General features: G+C 67.3%; 18 protein-coding genes and 1 pseudogene. 10 read left to right on the forward strand and 9 right to left on the reverse strand.

Features of this window, described 5'->3' with window-relative positions; genetic code table 11:
• Nucleotides 1-13 precede the first annotated feature (13 nt).
• From F0U60_RS51470 to F0U60_RS51490, 5 genes and pseudogenes are all read left to right on the forward strand, one after another.
• Nucleotides 14-457 (forward strand): hypothetical protein, encoded by a 444-nt coding sequence (locus F0U60_RS51470; RefSeq protein WP_395811881.1) that lies wholly within the window; start codon nt 14-16, stop codon nt 455-457.
• 72 nt (nt 458-529) lie between these two features.
• Nucleotides 530-1,015 (forward strand): GyrI-like domain-containing protein, encoded by a 486-nt coding sequence (locus F0U60_RS51475; RefSeq protein ID WP_395811882.1) that lies wholly within the window; start codon nt 530-532, stop codon nt 1,013-1,015.
• Between the two features lie 175 nt (nt 1,016-1,190).
• Nucleotides 1,191-2,705: a GDSL-type esterase/lipase family protein gene (locus F0U60_RS51480; protein ID WP_395811883.1), complete on the forward strand. Its 1,515-nt coding sequence runs from the start codon at nt 1,191-1,193 to the stop codon at nt 2,703-2,705.
• The gene (locus tag F0U60_RS51485; RefSeq protein WP_395811884.1) at nt 2,702-4,696 is read left to right on the forward strand and encodes a serine hydrolase; all 1,995 of its coding nucleotides are present in this window, start codon (nt 2,702-2,704) and stop codon (nt 4,694-4,696) included. The genes F0U60_RS51480 and F0U60_RS51485 overlap by 4 nt, the downstream gene beginning before the upstream one ends.
• Nucleotides 4,697-4,973: 277 nt before the next feature.
• Nucleotides 4,974-5,393 (forward strand): annotated as a pseudogene (locus F0U60_RS51490) (transposase); the annotation flags it as partial.
• A gap of 451 nt (nt 5,394-5,844) precedes the next feature.
• Here F0U60_RS51490 and F0U60_RS51495 read toward each other — a convergent pair.
• Nucleotides 5,845-6,651, reverse strand: a complete 807-nt coding sequence (locus F0U60_RS51495; protein ID WP_395811885.1) for a hypothetical protein — start codon at nt 6,649-6,651, stop codon at nt 5,845-5,847.
• Here F0U60_RS51495 and F0U60_RS51500 point away from each other — a divergent pair.
• The gene (locus F0U60_RS51500) at nt 6,629-6,856 is read left to right on the forward strand and encodes a hypothetical protein (protein WP_395811886.1); all 228 of its coding nucleotides are present in this window, start codon (nt 6,629-6,631) and stop codon (nt 6,854-6,856) included. The two genes, F0U60_RS51495 and F0U60_RS51500, sit on opposite strands and share 23 nt — an antisense overlap.
• A gap of 131 nt (nt 6,857-6,987) precedes the next feature.
• Here F0U60_RS51500 and F0U60_RS51505 read toward each other — a convergent pair whose 3' ends face one another.
• Nucleotides 6,988-8,040 carry an aldo/keto reductase gene (locus F0U60_RS51505; RefSeq protein WP_395811887.1) on the reverse strand — a complete coding sequence of 351 codons (1,053 nt, stop codon included), beginning with the start codon at nt 8,038-8,040 and terminating at the stop codon, nt 6,988-6,990.
• 168 nt (nt 8,041-8,208) lie between these two features.
• On the opposite strand from F0U60_RS51505, the gene F0U60_RS51510 reads away from it, so the two are divergent.
• Nucleotides 8,209-8,835 (forward strand): TetR/AcrR family transcriptional regulator, encoded by a 627-nt coding sequence (locus tag F0U60_RS51510; protein ID WP_395811888.1) that lies wholly within the window; start codon nt 8,209-8,211, stop codon nt 8,833-8,835.
• A 169-nt stretch (nt 8,836-9,004) separates the two neighbouring features.
• On the opposite strand, the gene F0U60_RS51515 is transcribed toward F0U60_RS51510, so the two are convergent.
• From F0U60_RS51515 to F0U60_RS51525, 3 genes are all read right to left on the reverse strand, one after another.
• Nucleotides 9,005-9,259, reverse strand: a complete 255-nt coding sequence (locus F0U60_RS51515) for a hypothetical protein (protein ID WP_395811889.1) — start codon at nt 9,257-9,259, stop codon at nt 9,005-9,007.
• A gap of 564 nt (nt 9,260-9,823) precedes the next feature.
• Nucleotides 9,824-10,213 carry a cupin domain-containing protein gene (locus tag F0U60_RS51520; protein WP_395811890.1) on the reverse strand — a complete coding sequence of 130 codons (390 nt, stop codon included), beginning with the start codon at nt 10,211-10,213 and terminating at the stop codon, nt 9,824-9,826.
• A 13-nt stretch (nt 10,214-10,226) separates the two neighbouring features.
• Nucleotides 10,227-11,072 carry an SDR family NAD(P)-dependent oxidoreductase gene (locus tag F0U60_RS51525; RefSeq protein WP_395811891.1) on the reverse strand — a complete coding sequence of 282 codons (846 nt, stop codon included), beginning with the start codon at nt 11,070-11,072 and terminating at the stop codon, nt 10,227-10,229.
• 82 nt (nt 11,073-11,154) lie between these two features.
• Between F0U60_RS51525 and F0U60_RS51530 the strand changes: the two genes are divergently transcribed.
• On the forward strand, nt 11,155-11,793 hold the full coding sequence (locus F0U60_RS51530) for a TetR/AcrR family transcriptional regulator (protein ID WP_395811892.1): 639 nt from the start codon (nt 11,155-11,157) through the stop codon (nt 11,791-11,793).
• A 49-nt stretch (nt 11,794-11,842) separates the two neighbouring features.
• Here the strand turns inward: F0U60_RS51530 and F0U60_RS51535 are convergent, their stop codons facing one another.
• Nucleotides 11,843-12,019 (reverse strand): DUF3616 domain-containing protein, encoded by a 177-nt coding sequence (locus tag F0U60_RS51535; protein ID WP_395825830.1) that lies wholly within the window; start codon nt 12,017-12,019, stop codon nt 11,843-11,845.
• 133 nt (nt 12,020-12,152) lie between these two features.
• On the opposite strand from F0U60_RS51535, the gene F0U60_RS51540 reads away from it, so the two are divergent.
• Together F0U60_RS51540 and F0U60_RS51545 are read left to right on the forward strand one after the other, a co-directional pair.
• Nucleotides 12,153-12,518 carry a hypothetical protein gene (locus F0U60_RS51540; protein ID WP_395811893.1) on the forward strand — a complete coding sequence of 122 codons (366 nt, stop codon included), beginning with the start codon at nt 12,153-12,155 and terminating at the stop codon, nt 12,516-12,518.
• A 796-nt stretch (nt 12,519-13,314) separates the two neighbouring features.
• Nucleotides 13,315-13,779, forward strand: a complete 465-nt coding sequence (locus F0U60_RS51545) for a hypothetical protein (protein WP_395811894.1) — start codon at nt 13,315-13,317, stop codon at nt 13,777-13,779.
• A 448-nt stretch (nt 13,780-14,227) separates the two neighbouring features.
• Here the strand turns inward: F0U60_RS51545 and F0U60_RS51550 are convergent, their stop codons facing one another.
• The 3 genes from F0U60_RS51550 to istB form a co-directional block, all read right to left on the reverse strand.
• Nucleotides 14,228-14,854: a transposase gene (locus tag F0U60_RS51550; RefSeq protein WP_395811895.1), complete on the reverse strand. Its 627-nt coding sequence runs from the start codon at nt 14,852-14,854 to the stop codon at nt 14,228-14,230.
• A gap of 104 nt (nt 14,855-14,958) precedes the next feature.
• Complete coding sequence (locus tag F0U60_RS51555; RefSeq protein ID WP_395811896.1) at nt 14,959-15,486, reverse strand: hypothetical protein; 528 nt, start codon at nt 15,484-15,486, stop codon at nt 14,959-14,961.
• 438 nt (nt 15,487-15,924) lie between these two features.
• Nucleotides 15,925-17,745 (reverse strand): IS21-like element helper ATPase IstB, encoded by a 1,821-nt coding sequence (gene istB, locus F0U60_RS51560; protein WP_395811897.1) that lies wholly within the window; start codon nt 17,743-17,745, stop codon nt 15,925-15,927.
• Nucleotides 17,746-18,065: the final 320 nt, after the last annotated feature.

An 18,065-nucleotide genomic window follows, 5' to 3' on the forward strand; every position in this document is an offset into this window, starting at 1 on the left:
GGCTCGCTCGGCCATGGCTCGCCGCAAACAGGTCGATGAGACCACCGCTCGCGTCCGGAACCTGATCGCCCTCGATGCCGCCAACATCATGCGGCGGCTGGAGGCGCGCCGGAGCGAGATGTTCGTCCTCTTCTCCCGACTGCGCAGCCGCGAGCCCATGCTCAGCACCCTCGCCACCCGCTACACCTCGGCCACCTTCCACGACCTGGTGCACCTGCCCGTGCGCGAGCAGTCCGTGGTGGACCACTTCTACGAGTGTCTGGACGCGCTCCGCTGGTACTTCACCTACACCGAGGACATGCCCAGCACCGCGCAGCAGACCTTCAATACCCTCCACCGACGGCTGGAAGAGGCGCACCGCAAGCTGGTCGCCACGCTGGGACCTCCCGCCTCACCTGATGGCGTCACCGTGGTGGAGGGCGAGGTGCTGCGCCGGGAGGACAAGGCCCTCACGTGAGGCGGGGCATCACGGAGAGCAGCCACGGAGGCCGGCATCGGATATGGAGGTCTGGGCTACGAAGGGAGATGCATGGACGTCCGGGAAGTGTCGCGCGGGGACATCAAGCTGGTGGGCATCAAGGTCGTGGGCCGCACGCAGGAGCTGAGCCAACGCGTGCCACCGGCCTGGCTGGAGCTGACTCGAAAGATGGAGGCCATCCGCCACAAGGTCGACCCGGGGCTGTTCTACGGCGTCACCCCCGAGTCGGATCATCTCAATGACGGGCAGGGTGGCGTCTACTCCTACTGGGTGGCCACCGAGGTGTCCGCCTTCGAGGAGGTTCCAGAGGGAATGACCACCTTGTCCGTGCCCGCCCAGCGCTACGCGGTCGCTACGTGCAAGGGTGGCCCGGAGCAGATTGAAGCTGCGTATATCGGCCTCGCCCAGTGGGTCGCCGCGGCAGGCCGTCAGGCTCGTGCGGACGCCTATGGGTTCGAGTTGTATGACGTGCGCCGGCAACGCCCGACGCCTCCGTACGAGACCTTCGACTACGACATCTACAAGCCGCTCTCTTGACGCGGTGACGTTCGTTTAATCCGTGAACCTCATACCCTCACCCCGACCCTCTCCCAGAGGGAGAGGGAGAGGTGGGGAGAGGGAGGGAGCGAGCGGGCGACAGGCTGCTACGTGGCTGTCCTTCTCGGCCGGTTCCTGTCTCGCTTGGAGCCTTTCGTCTAGAGTTCCCGGCCGCATGCTCGAAGCTTCTCGTGGCCGATGGTGGGCGGTCCTCCTGCTCGTTCCGTTCCTCCTCGGTGCGCTCGCGTGGGCGCTCTGGAATCCCAAGCCGCAACCCCAGGTGTCCCGGCACTCCCGCGCCCCTCGTAGCCCTCGCCCCACCGCGCAACCCGGTAAGCCCCTCCGGCTCGCTCAGGCCACCCTGCCCGCCCAGCCCGCTCCGGAGCCCTCCGCTCCGGCTCCTGCCGCCGCGCCCTCCGTCAGCCGCTCGCTGCCCGTGCCCTCTCCCCGCGCCATCAAGCTGTACCAGCTCGGGAAGAAGCTCGGCGTCCAGGAGCCGATTGTGGAGGACCCCTGCGTCACTCCGTCCGGCGCCTCCTGCTCGCGCACCGCGCTCTCCCCCTTCTTCGAGTCCCTCGACGCCCTCTCCACCGGCAAGGCCACCTCACCCGCCGTCATCGCCGCGTTCGGCAACTCGCTGATCGCCGGAAATCGCATCGTCGACATCATCCGCGAGGAGCTCGGTATCACCTTCGGAGATGCGGGCCGTGGCTTGCTCTTCGTGGACCGCCTCGCCCCGTACGGGCCGCGTGAACGCGTCGGCTTCGCGCGCGGCGGCTGGGAGGCGCGCACCCTGGGCGAGATAAAGCTCGCCGAGCTGCCCTTCGGTGTCAGCGGCATCTACCACCAGGCCACCGCCGCGAAGGCCAGCAGCCGCTTCACCCTGGCGGGCGAGCCCCGAGGCACCCTGTGGTGGCTCGACGTGCCCCGCGGCGGCCCGCTGTCCGTCCACGCCGATGGAAAGGAGCTCGCCCGCGCCGAGCCCGTTGGCACGGGTCAGGCCCAGACCCTCGCCTTCGACATCCCCGAGAGCGCTCGCACCCTGGACGTGGTCGCCGAGGGCCGTGGCGCCGTGGTGCTCGGCGTGGTGTTGCAGCACCAGCGTCCCGGCATCGTGCTCGACACGCTGGGCGTTCCCTCCGCCGACGCCAACCTCTTCCTGCGCGCCCGCGAGGACATCTTCCGCGCCCAGCTCGCCGAGCGCTCGCCCCGATTGCTCCTGTTCATCCTCGGCGGCAACGAGGCCAAGCGGCTTGAGTGGGGCCGCTCCAACATCGCCGAGGTCGAGGAAGGTCTGCGCTCCTTCGTGCGCCGCTCGCGCGCCGCCGCCCCCGACAGCGCCTGCCTCGTGGTGGGCCCCATCGACGCGGTCCGAGGAGGCACGGGGCCCCAGAAGCTCGCCCAGCGTCCCTACCTCGACGAGGTCATCTCCATCGAGCGGCAGATCGCCCTCTCCGAGGGCTGCGCCTTCTTCGACATCTTCGCCGCCATGGGAGGCTCCGGCTCGATCGCCCGCTTCGTCAAGGCCGGGCTCGTCCATGACGACCTCGTCCACCCGCGTGGCCAGGGGCTCGACATCCTCGGCCAGCTCATCACCGACGCGCTGCTGCGCACCTGGGTGGCGGGTGGAGATCCCCGCCGGCAGGCCGCCCTCGCGCCGCGCCTCCATGCCTCGGAGAAGGCACGGTGAGAGCGTTCCTCTTCGCGCTCCTCCTCCTCCCGGGTGTCACCGCGCCAGCCGCCCCTCGCCGACTGGCCCAGGCGCGCGCGACCGCCTCCGCGCCCGCCGCGTCCCGACAGAAGGAAGCGCCCTTTCCCCCAGAGGTGCGGCGCGCGCTGGAGACCCTCGTGCGAGCCGAGCTCGCCAAGGGACCCCATGCAGGGCTCTCGGTGGGCGTGCTCCACGGCGGCAGGCGCTGGGTCGCGGGGTTTGGGTACAGGGACCTTGCCCACAAGCTGCCCGCCACGCCCCGGACGACGTACCGGATGGCGTCCATCACCAAGTCCTTCACCGCGGTGGCCGTGCTCCAGCTCGTGCAGGAGGGGAAGCTGGACCTCGATGCGGACATCCACACGCTGGTGTCCGCGTACCCCGAGAAGCCCTGGCCCATCACCGTGCGCCAGTTGCTGGGACACCTGGGCGGCGTGCCCCATTACGACGGCCCCGAGTCCTCGGAGAACACGCGTCACGTGGACACCGCGGGCGCCCTCGCCCTCTTCGCCGACAAGGAGCTTGCCGCCGAGCCCGGCACGAAGTTCGTCTACACCACCTGGGGCTACAACCTGCTCGGCGCCGCGGTGGAGAAGGCCTCGGGCCAGGGCTATGGCGCCTACCTGAAGACCCACATCTTCGGCCCTGCGGGCATGCGCCACGCGGCGTTGGATGACTACCGCACGCGAGACAAGCAGCACGCCCTGGGCTACCGCCAGTCCAGGGGGCAGCTCGTCCCCTCGCACTACCTCGACGTCTCCAGCCGCTTCGCCGGAGGAGGCACGCGCGCCTCGGTGGAGGATCTGCTCGCCTTTGGCCAGGCCATACTTCAGCACCGGCTCGTCCCGGCCGAGACCGCGAGGATGATGCAGGCCTCGATGAGCACCCGCGAGGGCCAGCTCACCGACTACGGCATGGGCTTCGCCACCTATCCGCTGCGAGGCCACTACATGGTGGCCCATGCGGGAGGCCAACCCGAGACGACGTCGCTGCTGGTGATGCTGCCCGCCGAGGACGTCGTCATCGCGCTCGCCACCAACCTGGAGGGCGACGCGAAGCGGCTGCGACGCGTGTCCACGCGCATCATCGAGACACTGTTGGAGGACGGGCTCGTGCGCCGCGACGCGCACCTGGCGGACCCGGTGGACGCCGTGGTGCACGAGGGCCTCGCGCGCCTCTTCACCTACGGGCTCTCGTACCACCTGTGGGCCACCCGAGGGCCGGGCGCGCTCCCCGAGCCGGGAGACCTGGACGAGGCCTTCACGCAGGTGTCCACGTTGCTCGACCGGGCCACCATCACCCAGGACCCGCAGGTAGCCCTCGGGCGAGTGCGTGCGGCGCATCAACCCCGTGAGGGCTCGCTGCTCATCCGCGTGGGTGCGCAGATGGCGCGGACGTTGGAGACGGCGCTGGGCCCCGAGAAGCTCCGCGAGTACCCCGCGCGTGGCCCGCTCGCCTTCTTCACGGACTACCTCGCCGCCTGCGAGCAGGCGTCCTGCCCCGGCCCACAGCGCTTCAGCGAGTCGCTCCAGAACGACGTGCGGCACTTTGACAAGGTGTGGCAGCAGGCGCAGGTCTCCGAGCTGTCGCGCATCCGGTTGGACGAAGCGCGAGACCCCGAGGCGCTGTGGCCCGCGCTGGAGGCGGTCACCACAGGCGTGATGCTGCACCCGGACTACGTGGAGGAGATGCTCCGCGTCGCCGCGCGCCACAGACGGCAGGGCAAGCACGAGGAGCAGTTGCTCTGGCTGGAGCGCGCCGTGGACCTCCACCCACGCTCGGACGAAGCCCGCCAGGCACTCGCCAAGGCGCAGGGCATCGAGACACCGGAGCCGGAGATTCCCGCCGCCACTGTGCCTCGCCGCGCCACGGATGGAAGCAGCCCTGTGCCCGACGACGCCGGCCTGACACCCACATCCCGTCCGACGCTACCTCGCCCACAGGAGCGCGCCGCCGATCACGGGGGCTGAGTTCCTGGTCCTTGGGACACACCAGGAAAACGGAGGCGGATTCGATTCCCGCCGCCTCTAATAGAGGTTGCCCGCCGCCTTGAATCGAACCCACTCCTAAAAAGGAGGCACGGCTCGCAGCAGGGGACCAAATCGGTTCTTGTCAGACCCAATTTGGACCAAATCCTCCAGTGTATAGAGGAGATGAAGCGGCCGGGCGGCCAAGGGGGCGAGGAGGCGCACCGAGCCCTACATTGCGGCGGAGCAGAGGTGACCGCCGAAGTGGGGTGAATGGGCGATGGAGTACATTGGCATCGACGTGCACAAGCGGGACAGCCAGGTGTGCATTCTGGGCGAGAGTGGCGAGGTGGTGCTGGAGCAGCGGGTGAGGACGCAACGGGAGCGGTTGGGGGAGCTACTGAGCAAGCGCCCGAAGGCCCGGGTGCTATTGGAGGCCTCCACCGAGAGCGAATGGGTGGCGCGGTACTTGGAGGAGAGGGGTCACGAGGTGGTGGTGGCAGACCCGAATTTCGCACCCATGTACGCCACGCGCAGCCGTCGGGTGAAGACAGACAAGAGGGATGCGCGCAGCCTGGCGGAGGCGTGCAGGTTGGGGGCATACCGGCCGGCGCACCGCATTTCGGACGGCAGGAGGCACCTGAAGGCGCAGCTGGCGGTGCGTGAGGCGCTGGTGCGCACGCGTACCCGCTACATTTCCCTGGTGAGCGCCCTGGTGCGGTACGAAGGGTGGCGGATAGCGGAAGGGGAGGCGGAGTCCTTCGTCAAGCGGGTGGCGGCCCTGCCTCTGCCGGGCAGGCTCATGGCGCAGGTGGCGCCGCTGCTCAATCTCATGCAGCACCTCAACGAGCAGATTGCCTTCATGAATGGGGTGCTCGAACGAGTGGCCCACAAGGACGAGCAGGTGGCGCGCCTGTGCACGGTGCCCCAGGTGGGGCCGGTGACGGCGTGTGCCTGCCAGCCTCGCACCTGCCGTGGGCAGGCCCAGGTGCTCCACAATCGCTCTCACCCCTCCCGCTTCCTTCACGTACGCCAGCACTCTCCGCCTGCCTCCACTCCTCACGCAGGCCAACACCTCCACCGCGAAGGTCCTTCGTCGTCGCCCTGCCCAGTCCACTCGCGCCCTCCGCTCCTTCCTCGTTTCCTGCCTCTCAGCTGCCTGGGGCGCCACGCTCGCCTCCTCCTCTCCTGCTTGGGGGACCAGAAATGGCCGCAGTCGCGCGCCTGGAGCCCGTGGCGATGGTGGCCGTGGCGGGGATGGAATAGGTGCCGCTGCGCCACGAGTCGTTGTAGTCCGTCACCGTGGCCCACGGGTCGCTGCTGGAGGCGAGGGAGATGGGATGCGAGTAGGTGTCCCAGTTGGCCCAGGTGGTGATGTTCACCCCGTTGACGCTGGTGCCGATGAAGTCGCGCGTCGCGGGATCAGCCGTGTCCGCGTATGTCGCGCTCTTGCCAATGGGCAGGTTCCAGACGGAGTCCGAGCGGAAGGGCTGCAGCGTGGCGTCGCGGGTGCCGGGCGTGGTGTAGACGCGGAACTCGTCGAAGCGCGCGAGGTTGTCCTGGCTGCCGAGCAGGCCCACCCGGACGGCGCTCTGGTGGGTCGCGTCGTTGACGCCGCCCTTGAACACGCCGTTGATGTAGACGTCGATGCGGTCCCCGGAGGTGCGGACCTCGAGCACGTCGCCCGCCACGGGGGCCTGGTTGATCTGCAGCGGGAACGTCTGGGTGCCGCCCACGTACTTCGTGAGGAAGTACTTCCCGGCCGCCGTGTCCGTCGCGAGCTTCCAGCAGTTGGCGCGGTCGACGAAGCGGAAGGTGAGGCCGGAGTACTGGCCGAGCGCCGACAGGGTGACGAGCACGCGCGCGTCGGCGGTGGCGCTCACGGTGGCATAGTGGTCGGACCAGGTTCCGTCGTCCGTGAGGAGGTACGCACGGTTGACGGTGACGCCCCAGGCCACTCCCGACGGGATGAACTTCCAGGCCTGTCCGCCCTGCTCGAGGCTGCCCAGGCTGGCGCTGTTCGCCCGGGTGAAGGAGTCATACAGGTTGGCGTCCGAGGCCGCGGCCGCGACGGACGCCAGCGAGGTGTCGGGCCCTTGTCCCGTGTCACCCGGCGCCTCGCCGCCACAGCCGGTGCCGGAGGTGAGCAGCGAGAGCAGCTGAAAGAACTGACTCCGGCGGGCCTGGTCACTGCCCTTGAGCGAGACGCTCGCGTATGCGCGCTGTACCGGCTCGGAGGCTGGCCAAACGCCTCGCCTCGGCTGCCCCCGTGCGCGGAATTCTGATCCTTCGGGTCACGCGACGGATTCGGCCGGGGCGTCGATCTGCCCGAACTTGCCGCCCGTGTAGAGATCCCTGATCCGCGGATCATTGAGCACCGTGTAGGGGAAAACCGGCGGGACCGCGCTCACCTTGTCGAGACGCGCAACGTGCTCGGGCGACAGCGTCACCTTGGCTGCAGCGAGGTTGTTTTCAAGCTGAGCGAGCGTGCGTGGCCCGATGATCGGAAGCGAGCCCTTGGCGGCGACCCAGGCGATGGCGATCTCGCTGGGCGTAGCGCCAACCTCTTCGGCGACCGCGATCAAGGTGTCGAGGATGGCGGTGCGCTGCGGGGAGTTTTCGGCCTGGAATCCGGCCCCAGCCAAACCTTCTTCGCGTCCCTTCTCGCCGTTGCGTTTGCGGTATTTGCCGGTCAGCAGACCGCCGCCGAGCGGCGAAAAGGCCACCACACCGAGACCCAGTGCATGACCGGCCGGGAGAAGCTCCTGCTCGGTCGTGCGTTCGACGAGGCTATGCTCGACCTGAAGGCCCGCGATCGGAGCGGCGCCACGCAGCTCGGCGATGGTCGCGGCCCGAGCGACCCGCCACGCAGGAAAATCGGAAAGACCTGCGTAGAGGATCTTGCCGGCCCGAACGAGGTCATCGAAGCCCCGCACGATCTCCTCGAGCGGCGTGACGCCATCCGAGACGTGGGCCCAGTAGAGGTCAATCCGATCGGTCTTGAGTCGCTTCAAGCTCGCCTCGACGGACGAGACCATGGCTTGACGGCTATTGCCTGTGACGAGGATGCCGGAGTTGGCATCTGTCTTCACGGTGTACTTCGTGGCCAGCACGAAGTCGTCGCGCCGCCCCGCCAGCAAGTCGCCCAGGAATTCCTCGGACTGACCGTTCTGATAGCCGTTGGCCGTGTCGATGAAGTTGCCGCCTGCATCGGCGTAGGCGTCGAAGATGCGGCGGGCTTCCTCCGCTTCGGCGCCATGTCCCCACCGCGTACCGAAATTCGCGGTCCCGAGCACGAGCTCGGAGACCCGCAGCCCCGTGTGTTTGCCAAAAAGTTTGTAACGCAAAGTGATGTCTCCTTCTCACCTGCGCGATCGAGGTGAGTACCGCTCATGGCCCCTCGGCTCCACGCTCTTCAAGCCGAGGGGCGACCGATTTGATTGCGACCGCAATCTAAGTGACTTTGATGGTGCGTGCAATTAAAACGGCGACATCAACGTTCGGGACCTCCTGACATGCGTGTTTCCAAGAAAAAGGCCGAGGAGAACCGGGTCGCGCTGCTGCGAGCGGCAAGCCAACTTTTTCGGCAGCGGGGAATAGATGGCGTCGGTGTCGCGGAAGTCGCCAAGGCGGCCGGGTTGACCCATGGTGCGCTCTACGCGCACTTCCCGTCGAAGGATGCGCTGGTGGCCGAAGCCTTCTCGTACGGGTTCGAGAGAAACCTGGCCGAGGCTCGAGCGTCGGCGCCAGATCGACGCCCCTCGTTCGAGGAACACCTCGCCGGCCTCTTCTCTAGCGAAGCGCGCGACAAGTTGGAGACGGGTTGCCCGATGACAGCGTCCGCCAGCGAGATCGCGCGACAGGGAAACGCCGTGAGCGCCAGGTTCGCAGGCGTTTTCGAGGAGGTCGTGACGATGCTCGAGGAATCGCTCGAGGAGGTGGTTCCTGCAACGAAGAGACGGCGGCTCGCTGTTGCCGCCGTTGCGGCGCAAATTGGCGCCATCGCGGTCTCGCGCGCGGTCGCCAAGGCGGACAAGGCCTTGGCGGATGAGGTGCTCGAGTCCACTCGAAAGACGCTCTCCGCGGCCTGCAAAGTCGAAACAGCCAGCGTCCGCGAAAGCTCTCTGCGCCAGCGCGAATGATCAGGTCTTCGTCCGACGGGTCGAACTCCTCGACGCCAAGACCGGGCCGGACCTCGACTCCCATCGCGCTGGCTCTACCTGGGCGTCCTGGAGTGGTGGCTGGAGCAAGGGGCGACGCACTCGCCCGGAGCGATGGGCCAATGGCTCTTGAGCCTTTCGGGCACGGTCCTCAGACCGGGTGAGGCCGCCGTGTCACCTCCATCACCGCCATGAAGCTCCAGGTGCAATGGAGCCAGCGTATAGGCGGGATAGAGGCCATGTTGAGGGTGAGGGCTGGAGCGCAGGTGCCGAGGAGGAACTCCCGGCCCCACCACAGGAACACCGGCGAAGGGGACGTGAGCAGGAGGCTGAGGAGCGAGCGCAAACTCTGGGGCCAGCCCTCGACCGGCCCCAGGGGCGTCTGGCTCCAGTCGATGGAGCGCATGAGCGCCCCCATCTCCCCCCCCGCCCGCGAGCACCTCATCCCCAGTGCTTTTCACGCCCATCACCACTCGCTTCCCCTCGGTGAAAGCATGAGGCCAGCGCTGGCCAGAACCCTCGCCGTTGGGTAGGGCGAAGAGCAGCCCGCCGCGTTTGGAGGCGGGCCATGCCTACACTCGTGCCTCCGACGGGGCGGAGGTTCAACAACGATTTTCAGGACTCCCCGACTGGCGGCAAGGGGTGTTGCCCTTCGGACGCCCCATGGGTTGCCCGAGCGCCAGGTCCGCCGGAGCAGGATACCGAAAGGTGTCCACCGGTTGGAACGGAAAGAGGAGAGATGGCGGGGTCCGGGGCCTCAGCTCATGGGGCGAGCACGGGCTCCACGCAACCGTCCGCAGGACACGAGCGTACCCGAGTCGAGCTCATTTCACGTCCCTTTCCAAAAGAGAGGGAAAGGCGCGCTGGATGAGCGCATGCATCGGAGCGAGGGCGGGAAGCACCGCCAGGCGGGGCGAGCTGCCTGCGCTCCGGGGTGAAGCGCAGGCGGCCCGGTGGATGAGGGCCCCGCTCAGTGCCGCCGCTTGCCTTCGGGATGTTCCGTCCACGCCTCGTTTCCATCGCGGGGCGTGATGAACAGCAGGTGTATCTCGGGTGTGTGCAGCCGGGCCGAGTGGGCGATGCCCCTGGGGATCAGAAGCGCATCTCCCGGACCGATGTCATGCAACTGGTCTGGGCCGTTCGCCGGGCGCAAGGTCATGGTCATGCGCCCAGCGATCACGACGAGCAGCTCGTCACCGCCATCGTGGCGCTCCCAGAACCCCTCCGTTCCTTCCGTTCCAATCCGGATGACGCCCAGCATTGCGTCGCGGTGCACGGTGTAGTCGCCGAGCAGCCGGGGGTGGTGAGGGTCGGAGATCGCGGCGAGTTCCGCGGAAAGGGTGAAGGACAGGCCAGCCATCGTTGCCTCCCTCTCAATCCGAGACCTGCTCGACGCCGACCTGGAGGAGCGACGCCAGCAGCTTGCCGTACTCCGCCTCGGGCAGCGTGCGGCGGGCCTCGATGAGCTTCTTCGCGCCCTCTCCAATGGGGATGCGGAGCGGTGGTGCGCCGTCCTCGAGGGCTTGCGCCACCGCGTGAGCCAGCATGTCCGGGTCATTCCCCTCCTCGCGGGTCGCGCGCTCGAGCAGGGACACCAGCCGCCTGCGCCTGGCGATGTGCTCCGGGCGCTCCGACTGGGGATGATGGAAACCAATGTGGGTGCGCATGCCGTCGGGCTGGAGCAACGTGACCCGAATCCGGGTGCCGCGCAGCTCGTGCGCGAGAGCCTCCGACATGGCCTCCAACGCGTGCTTGCTCGCCGCATAGGCACCGAGAAAAGGAACGGCCACGGCCCCGGAAAGCGAGCTGATATTGACGATATGGCCCGTGCCCCGTGAGCGCATGGCTGGCAGCACCGCGAGCATCATCCGCAGCGCACCGAAGAAGTTCGTCTCCAGCTGCGCGCGAGCCTCGTCGAGGCTCGTTTCCTCCACCGCGCCAATGAAGGCGTAGCCCGCGTTGTTGACCAGGGCATCGATACGCCCCTCTCGGGAGAGCAGCTCTCCCACGCACGCCTCGACCGAGCGATCGGATCGCACATCGAGCGGGAGCATGGGCCAGCCCGCGCCCGTGTCTCCTGCCGGCTGACGGCTGGTGCCATAGACACGGTAGCCGCGCTGGACGAGCAGCGCCGCGGTGGCCCGGCCAAGGCCGGATGATGCGCCCGTCACCAACACGACCTTGTCGCTTCGAGTTTCCGATGTGCTGCCGTTTTCCATGGGGACCTCCGTTGTCGACCCGGAGGCAATATGCGAATGTTTTGTCACATTCGCTATTCGCATTCAGGAGCGCGTGATTCGCATGACATCCGTCGACACAACCCCTCGGAAATTGCCGCGTCAGACGCGTTCTCGGGCGACGGTGGACGCGATTCTCGAAGCGGCGGCTCAGGTTCTGGTGGAGCAGGGTTACGAGAAGACGACGACCGCGCGCGTCGCCGAACGGGCCGGAGTGAGCGTGGGCTCGCTCTATCAATACTTTCCGAACAAGGAGTCGTTGGTCGCGGCGCTCATCGAACGGCACGCCGGGGAGATGGTCACGGTTGCCGAGGCGGCCTTCGCCGGCTTGAAGACCGCATCACTCGAGGACGGCTTGAAGGTCATCATTCGTGTGGGTATTGATACCCACCGGATCTCCCCCGCGCTCCACAAGATCCTCTTCGAGCAGGTACCGCGCGTCGGGCGCATGGCGGAGGTGATGAACACCAACCAGCGCATCACCGAGATGATTGAACGATTCCTCCGTGCCCATGCGCACCGTCTGCCTCGGAGCAGGCCCCCCGTGGTCGCGGCGGTGGTGCTCGAAACGGCGCTCGAGGCCCTGACCCACAAGGCCATCACCGAGCACCCGGACCTTCTCGCGAGCGGAGTGCTGGAGAAGGAGCTGTACCAACTCGCGGTGGGCTACCTGTTCCATCCGGCGAAGCAGGCGTCTTCATGAGTGTGGTGCAGACAGCACGCGCTGGAGCGCAACAGGGCCCCCACTCGTCTCATGCCCAGAGCCGGAGCACGTCCGCGAGCACGCCGTCCGGCCCGGAGCGCCGCTGCGGCGAAGGCGTGTCGTAGACGACGAGCACGGAGTCGTCCGGCGCGAACCAGGAGAACACGGCCACGCCCTCGGCGTTGTCGTCCCTGCTCCTGTCCTTCACATCGAAGAGCGGCTCCAGAGTGCTTGTGCCAGGCCCCTGCCGCGAACATCATGGGAGCGTGACCAGGCCGGCGTGTACCCCAAGGGGGCTGCGCGGCCTCTCCACTGCGCTTACGATAGTGTCCCTTCCTCTTTCGAAACGGAGGGCCGTGTTGATGAAGGTACGTGTGCTGGTTGTCGTTGCGGGGATGTTCCTGGCGGTGGGCTGTAGCAGCGTGCGTGCGACAGGGCAGCGGGTGGGGAAGATCTACCCCAGCCTCGACAAGGGATGTCCGGTGCGCTTCGAGAACCTGTCCTATCAAGAGGCCAGCGTCGCGCTCGAGATGGTCGGTTTGGTGACGCTTTCGGGTAACTCCGACCAGCCCCAGTCCTGGGGGGGAGAGACCCAGGAGAAGCTGTGGCCGAAGGTCTGCGAGCTGGGCGGGACGGTGGTCACCCCGCATGCCATGGGGACCGGTGAGTCCATCATGGGCATGGGGACGGGCGTCATCCAGTTCGCGGTCTGGCGCGAGCGGTAGCGCCTCCGGCATTCATCGCCCCGGAGAAGGTGTCCGGAGAAGGTGGTCGGGTCGAGGATCGGCGCGGTGGTGTGCAGGTAAACCCTTGGCTGTATCCGCCGTTTCCGGCTTCGTGCCCGTTTAGGGTCCACCATCACTCCGTCTCCGCGTATAGGCGGGATAGAGGCCATGTTGAGGGTGAGGGCTGGAGCGCAGGTGCCGAGGAGGACCGCTGACAGGGGCCGCCCGGGCAGTGAGCCAAGCGGGTGGACAGGCCGCGCAGCCCCTTGAGGTACACGACTGCCCAGGCCGCGCTTCCATGGGGTGCGCGGTAGGTGACTGGGCCTTTTGGCTCTGGGGTGGCGTAAGCCTCAACACCACGCGGCCTGGGGGGGGCCCTCGCGCCGGGGCCAGCCTCGCACCTGCCGTGGGCAGGCCCAGGTGCTCCACAATCGCTCTCACCCCTCCCGCTTCCTTCACGTACGCCAGCACTCGCCGCCAGCCTCCACAGCAGGCTGTTCGTGCCTACCTGGGCCTGCAGGGCTCTGCGCTTCAGGAGATTCAGCAGGGCATCGTTGTGCTGGTGCCCTTCCTCGCGAGTATCTCCTCCTTGATGCTTGGCGCGGGTGGCTGAGCATCGCCGCCCATCTGCCTGGCCCAGGCTCCAGGTGCTACCAGGGACTCACCCCCGCCTCGAGCATGGGCATGCCTGAAAGCCCAGCAGGCCCGCCCGCGCAGGGTCCACTCCTCCAGGTCCCCACGTCACACCCAGCACCGAGCCCCTCTGCCTTCAAGACCACTCATTGGGGGAAATTCGATGCGTCCAGAACGGCTTGCAACTGCTCCAGCCCGGGCAGGTTCTCGCAGACTCGCGGCGGTGCTCCCCGGTGTGTTGCTCCTGGCCAGTACGGTTTTGATTGTCTTCGGAACGATGCCGGCGGCGGCGGCCACGAACTGCGGTTCGAGCAACACCGGTTGGTTCCCGTATGAGGTGCGCATACGGGTCGTCCGTCTGCGAACCGGCCGGACGGTGCGGCTCAACCTCGTCAACGACCAGGTATCGGATCACTCCTACGCCACTCTGTGGTGGGACTACAGAAAAGGAGACAAAGTCTGGGTGGACCGCTCCTTCGACGGTGGGGTGTCGTGGAGCCAGTGCGGTCCCTTCAACAGGGACTGGTCGAACACCTTGCGGAACGTCGGGAACTGGATGAGGGCCTGTTTCTGGGCTCATGACACGCACGAGTCGTTCTGCACCGACTGGTATTACGACAAAGACTGACCTGGCTCGTCAGCGTGTTCCCTCACGCAGGGGAGGAGCCGGGGCCGGAGTGGGGCTCGCGCAATCCTGGAGCATCAGCTGCCCTCAGGCTGCTTGCGTGGTGTTGCGTATAGGCGGGATAGAGGCCATGTGGAGGGTGAGGGCTGGAGCGCAGGTGCCGAGGAGGACCGCTGACAGGGGCCGCCCGGGCAGTGAGCCAAGCGGGTGGACAGGCCGCGCAGCCCCTTGAGGTACACGACTGCCCAGGCCGCGCTTCCATGGGGTGCGCGGTAGGTGACTGGGCCTTTTGGCTCTGGGGTGGCGTAAGCCTCAACACCACGCGGCCTGGGGGGGCCCTCGCGCCGGGGCCAGCCTCGCACCTGCCGTGGGCAGGCCCAGGTGCTCCACAATCGCTCTCACCCTCCCGCTTCCTTCACGTACGCCAGCACTCTCCGCCTGCCTCCACTCCTCACGCAGGCCAACACCTCCACCGCGAAGGTCCTTCGTCGTCGCCCTGCCCAGTCCACTCGCGCCCTCCGCTCCTTCCTCTTTTCCTGCCTCTCAGCTGCCTGGGGCGCCACGCTCGCCTCCTCCTCTCCTGCTTGGGGACCAGAAATGGCCGCAGTCGCGCGCCTGGAGCGAAGACGCCGTGGAACCTTGTGAGGTTTGCCCGAGGCGGAGGCACCAGGGACGCCACACGCCGTAAAAGTTCCAGCCCGGTGAAGAGCAGGTGCGTCGTACCGTCCGGCAGCGGGCGCTTCATTTGGTAGGCGATGCGGCCATCCTCCGCTCGTGACAAACGCTCCAGCGCCAGTGCACCGCGCGCTCCGTAGCGGCATAGCCGCTCCACATCCCATTCGCAGACTACGATACATGCAGGGCCGGTTTCGGGCTGCGTGACCATCACCCTGCCGACGCATCCGCTCCAGGGCGTGCAGCTGCCGGTCATCCGCACGGCCCGCAGCCAGGACGGCAGGCGGTACATCGACGTGGAGCACCCACCTGGCTGGTGCATGAGACTTCCCATCGAGTGGACGGACCGCTCCTCATCTCTGGTCCCACCCAGCATCGGCGGTCGTGAGGTTCGCCTCGGCATTTCCGACCTGCTCAAGCTCGCTGATGCTGTAGAGGTAGCACTTCGCCGGGAGCCTGCCCCGCCGCCTGCTCATGACTCAGCGGCTGAGCATAGCTTCATCCAAGTCACCTCGGTCGACACGGCCCGCGGCAATCCGACAGGCTCTTCTCGGAGCGTGGACACCCCTCTTGCACCAGGTGTTTCACGCCGCGGCCGCAAGCGCGGAGGAAAGCGATGAACGAGAAGGGCGCGGCCATTCCAAAACCCGTTTCCGAGAAGAGGGGCATTATGCATAGCGCACCCAGACCCTGCCTGTCGTTGGCGTGCAGGTGCGTGTTGGCGTGCAGGGAGAAGCCCTCCATGAAGGCGCATCGGGGCTGCTTTCGGGGAGGGGGCCGCACGTCCACCTCCGTCCAGCGCAGCCGCCGCTGCAGGGAGTGCGCCTGGTATGCCTGTAGCGCGTCCTCGGGGCCTTGCGCGGGCAGGGCTCCTCTTTTCTCCAGCAGGCGCAGCACCCGGTGGCGCACGACCTTCAGCAGCCGCTCCACCTCGCCTTGCGTGGGCGGAGGCAACGGCTCGAAGCGCACGCCGCCCTCCCGCGGCACGAAGACACCGTCCGGCACCAGCGAGAGGAAGTGCGGAGTCACCTGCAAGGCGGAGCCGTAGCGCCACGCAGACTGAAGTCGATCGCACGTCCACGGCCTCCTCCGAGGAGACCATCACCCTTCGGATCCACCCGCTCTTCGGGCAGCCCATCCTCGTTTTGAGACGCTATGGCCCGGACGCGGTTTGGGCCGAGTTGCAGGATGGGCGGCTCACCATCCTCCCCATCCAGTGGACAAGTCTGCGCCCTCGCCCCAAACCGCTCAGATACCAGGGCCGACCTGTCCGGTGCCCAGCGTCAATTACTTTTTCCCCTTGGCGACAATTACACTTCCCCATCGGGTTGATGCCCTGACTGCGTTCACTTCGTCGTCGCCGTAGTCGTCGTCACGTCCATCGAAGCCTCTGGGTCGGTCACCTCCTGTGCTGTGGGCAGGGCTGTGGATGAGGGGGGCCCGGGGGGAGACTCAAAACCTGTGGACAGGCTGTTACTCGTCCCCGGGCGCCTTGCGCGGGGCCTTGTCGGCCGTCTCCCGGCTCCTGGCCTTCTCGCTGCGGTAGCTCTCCCCGGTGAGCTCCAGAATCAGCGCGTGGTGCACCACCCGGTCAATCGCCGCCGCCGTCGTCATCGCGTCCTTGAAGATTCGGTCCCACTGCGAAAACACCAGGTTGCTCGTAATCAGGACGCTCCTGCGCTCGTAGCGCTGGGCCAGGAAGGTAAACAGCACCTCCATCTCCTCCCTGTCCTGCTGGATGTAGCCGATGTCGTCGATGATGACCGCGTCGTACCCGTCCAGCCGCCGCAGCTCCTTCTCCAGCAAGAGGCTCTTCTTGGCCGAGAGCAGTCGCTGCACCAGCAGCACCGCCGGGATGAAGAGCACCTCGTAACCGCGCTGCACCAGCTCGTGGCCTATGGCGCTCACCACGTGCGTCTTGCCGCGGCCCGGCAGCCCGAAGGCCAGCACGTTCTCCGCGCGCTCGACGAAGCCGCCCTCGCACAGGGCCGGTAGCTGGCGGCGCACCTTGGCCGGCAGCTTCTCCTGCTCGAGCGTGGCGAGCGTCTTGTCCGTGGACAGCCCCGAGGCCTTGAGCAGTCGCTCTATCGAGGGGAAGAGGTCCTCCCGGTAGCGGTACTGCGCGAAGGCCCCTGGCTTCTGCACCAGCGACCAGATGATGTGCCGGTAGTTGATGCGGTGTCCGTTGCGGCCCACCAGCCTGTCCACCACCAGCTGCGGCTTTCCCGCGTGCAGCACCTCCAGCCTGTCGTCGTACACGCGCACCCGCACGCGCTGGCCCACCAGCCGCGAGGGTACCGAGTACGTGTTGTGCTGCACCCGGATGGTGCTCCATGCCGTGACGACTACCTCCAGCTCGCTGTACTCCACCAGCCGCTGCACCGACAGCGGCCTCATCGCCGCGAGCTCCTCCTCCACCTTCGCGCCGCGCAGCCGGTTGGCCTTCTCCAGCACGCTCTGCACCCAGCTCTCGTACGCCGCGGCGCTCTCGAAATCCCGGCTGCCGCGCATCAGCAGGTGCTGCAATAGCCGGCGTTTGAGCGCGCCGTTGAGCGCCTCCACGTCCCCGTTCTGCTCCTTCTTCCCCACTTCAATGGTGCGCGGCTCCATGCCCAGGTGCTTCATGAGCGCGAGGTACTCGGCGTTGAAGCCCCGCTTGCCGTTGCGCAGGTCGTGCGTGGCGCTGGTGGAGTTGTCCGTCTGGTGGTAGCGCGGCACCTTCCCCAGCCGGAAGACGGCCGCCTGCACTCCTCGCTTGATGGCCGCCATGGACTCCGAGTGGCACACCGTCGCCCATTCCCAGTTGGAGTAGGGCAGCACCGGGTGGCACAGCAGGTGCGCGAAGGGCTCGCCTCCCACCGTCACCTCCAACTCCTTGGCCCAGGTGAAGTCCGTCTGCATCGCTTCCCCGGGCCGATGCTCCTGGGCGAAGAACACCTGCTTCTCCGGTCCCTGCTGCGCTCTCCACTGGCGCACTCGCCGCTGCAACGTGCGCAGCTGCCCCGGCTTGTAGCGGCCCGGCTCGCGAGCACACAGCTCCTCGAAGAGCGTCTTGGCCTCCAGCTCCGGCGCCTCCTTCAGCCGCTCGGCCAGGCTGTCCCACTGCTCCTCGAACGGGTCCTCCCGTGTCCTCCAGGTGCGCTCCTGCTTGAGCTCCGAGGGGAACTTCCCCTCCTTCACGTACTTGCGTGCCGTCTTGCGGTCCATCCCCGCCCGGGCCGACGCCAGCCCGAGGCGACCGTGCTTCGCCATCTCTTCCATCAGCTTCCTCACCTGGGCATCCGTCGTCCTCACCCGTCCATCCGAACCTCCGGAGTCACCGGGTTTCTACCGACGGCTGCCGTCACTCTGGATGGGGAGGTGTAATTGTCGTTGATGGGGAGGTGTAGTTGTCGCTGAGCAGTCCGGCTGGCGCCGGAGGCTGTGCGGGCGCTGGCTGGCTGGGTCACTGCTCGGTTGGAGGAGAGAGCCATAGAACGCCGAGCACTTGATGTCACGCAGCGGAGGTCTCATGTGCCCTTGAATGAGGGGGCCGACGCACGAGAGGTCCAGCATACCGGGCGCGGAGGTGCTGGAGAGACTTCTGCCCTGGTGGGCGAAGTTGGTGCACCGCG

Source organism: Archangium minus, assembly GCF_044360475.1.
Taxonomy (GTDB): Bacteria; Myxococcota; Myxococcia; order Myxococcales; family Myxococcaceae; genus Archangium; species Archangium minus.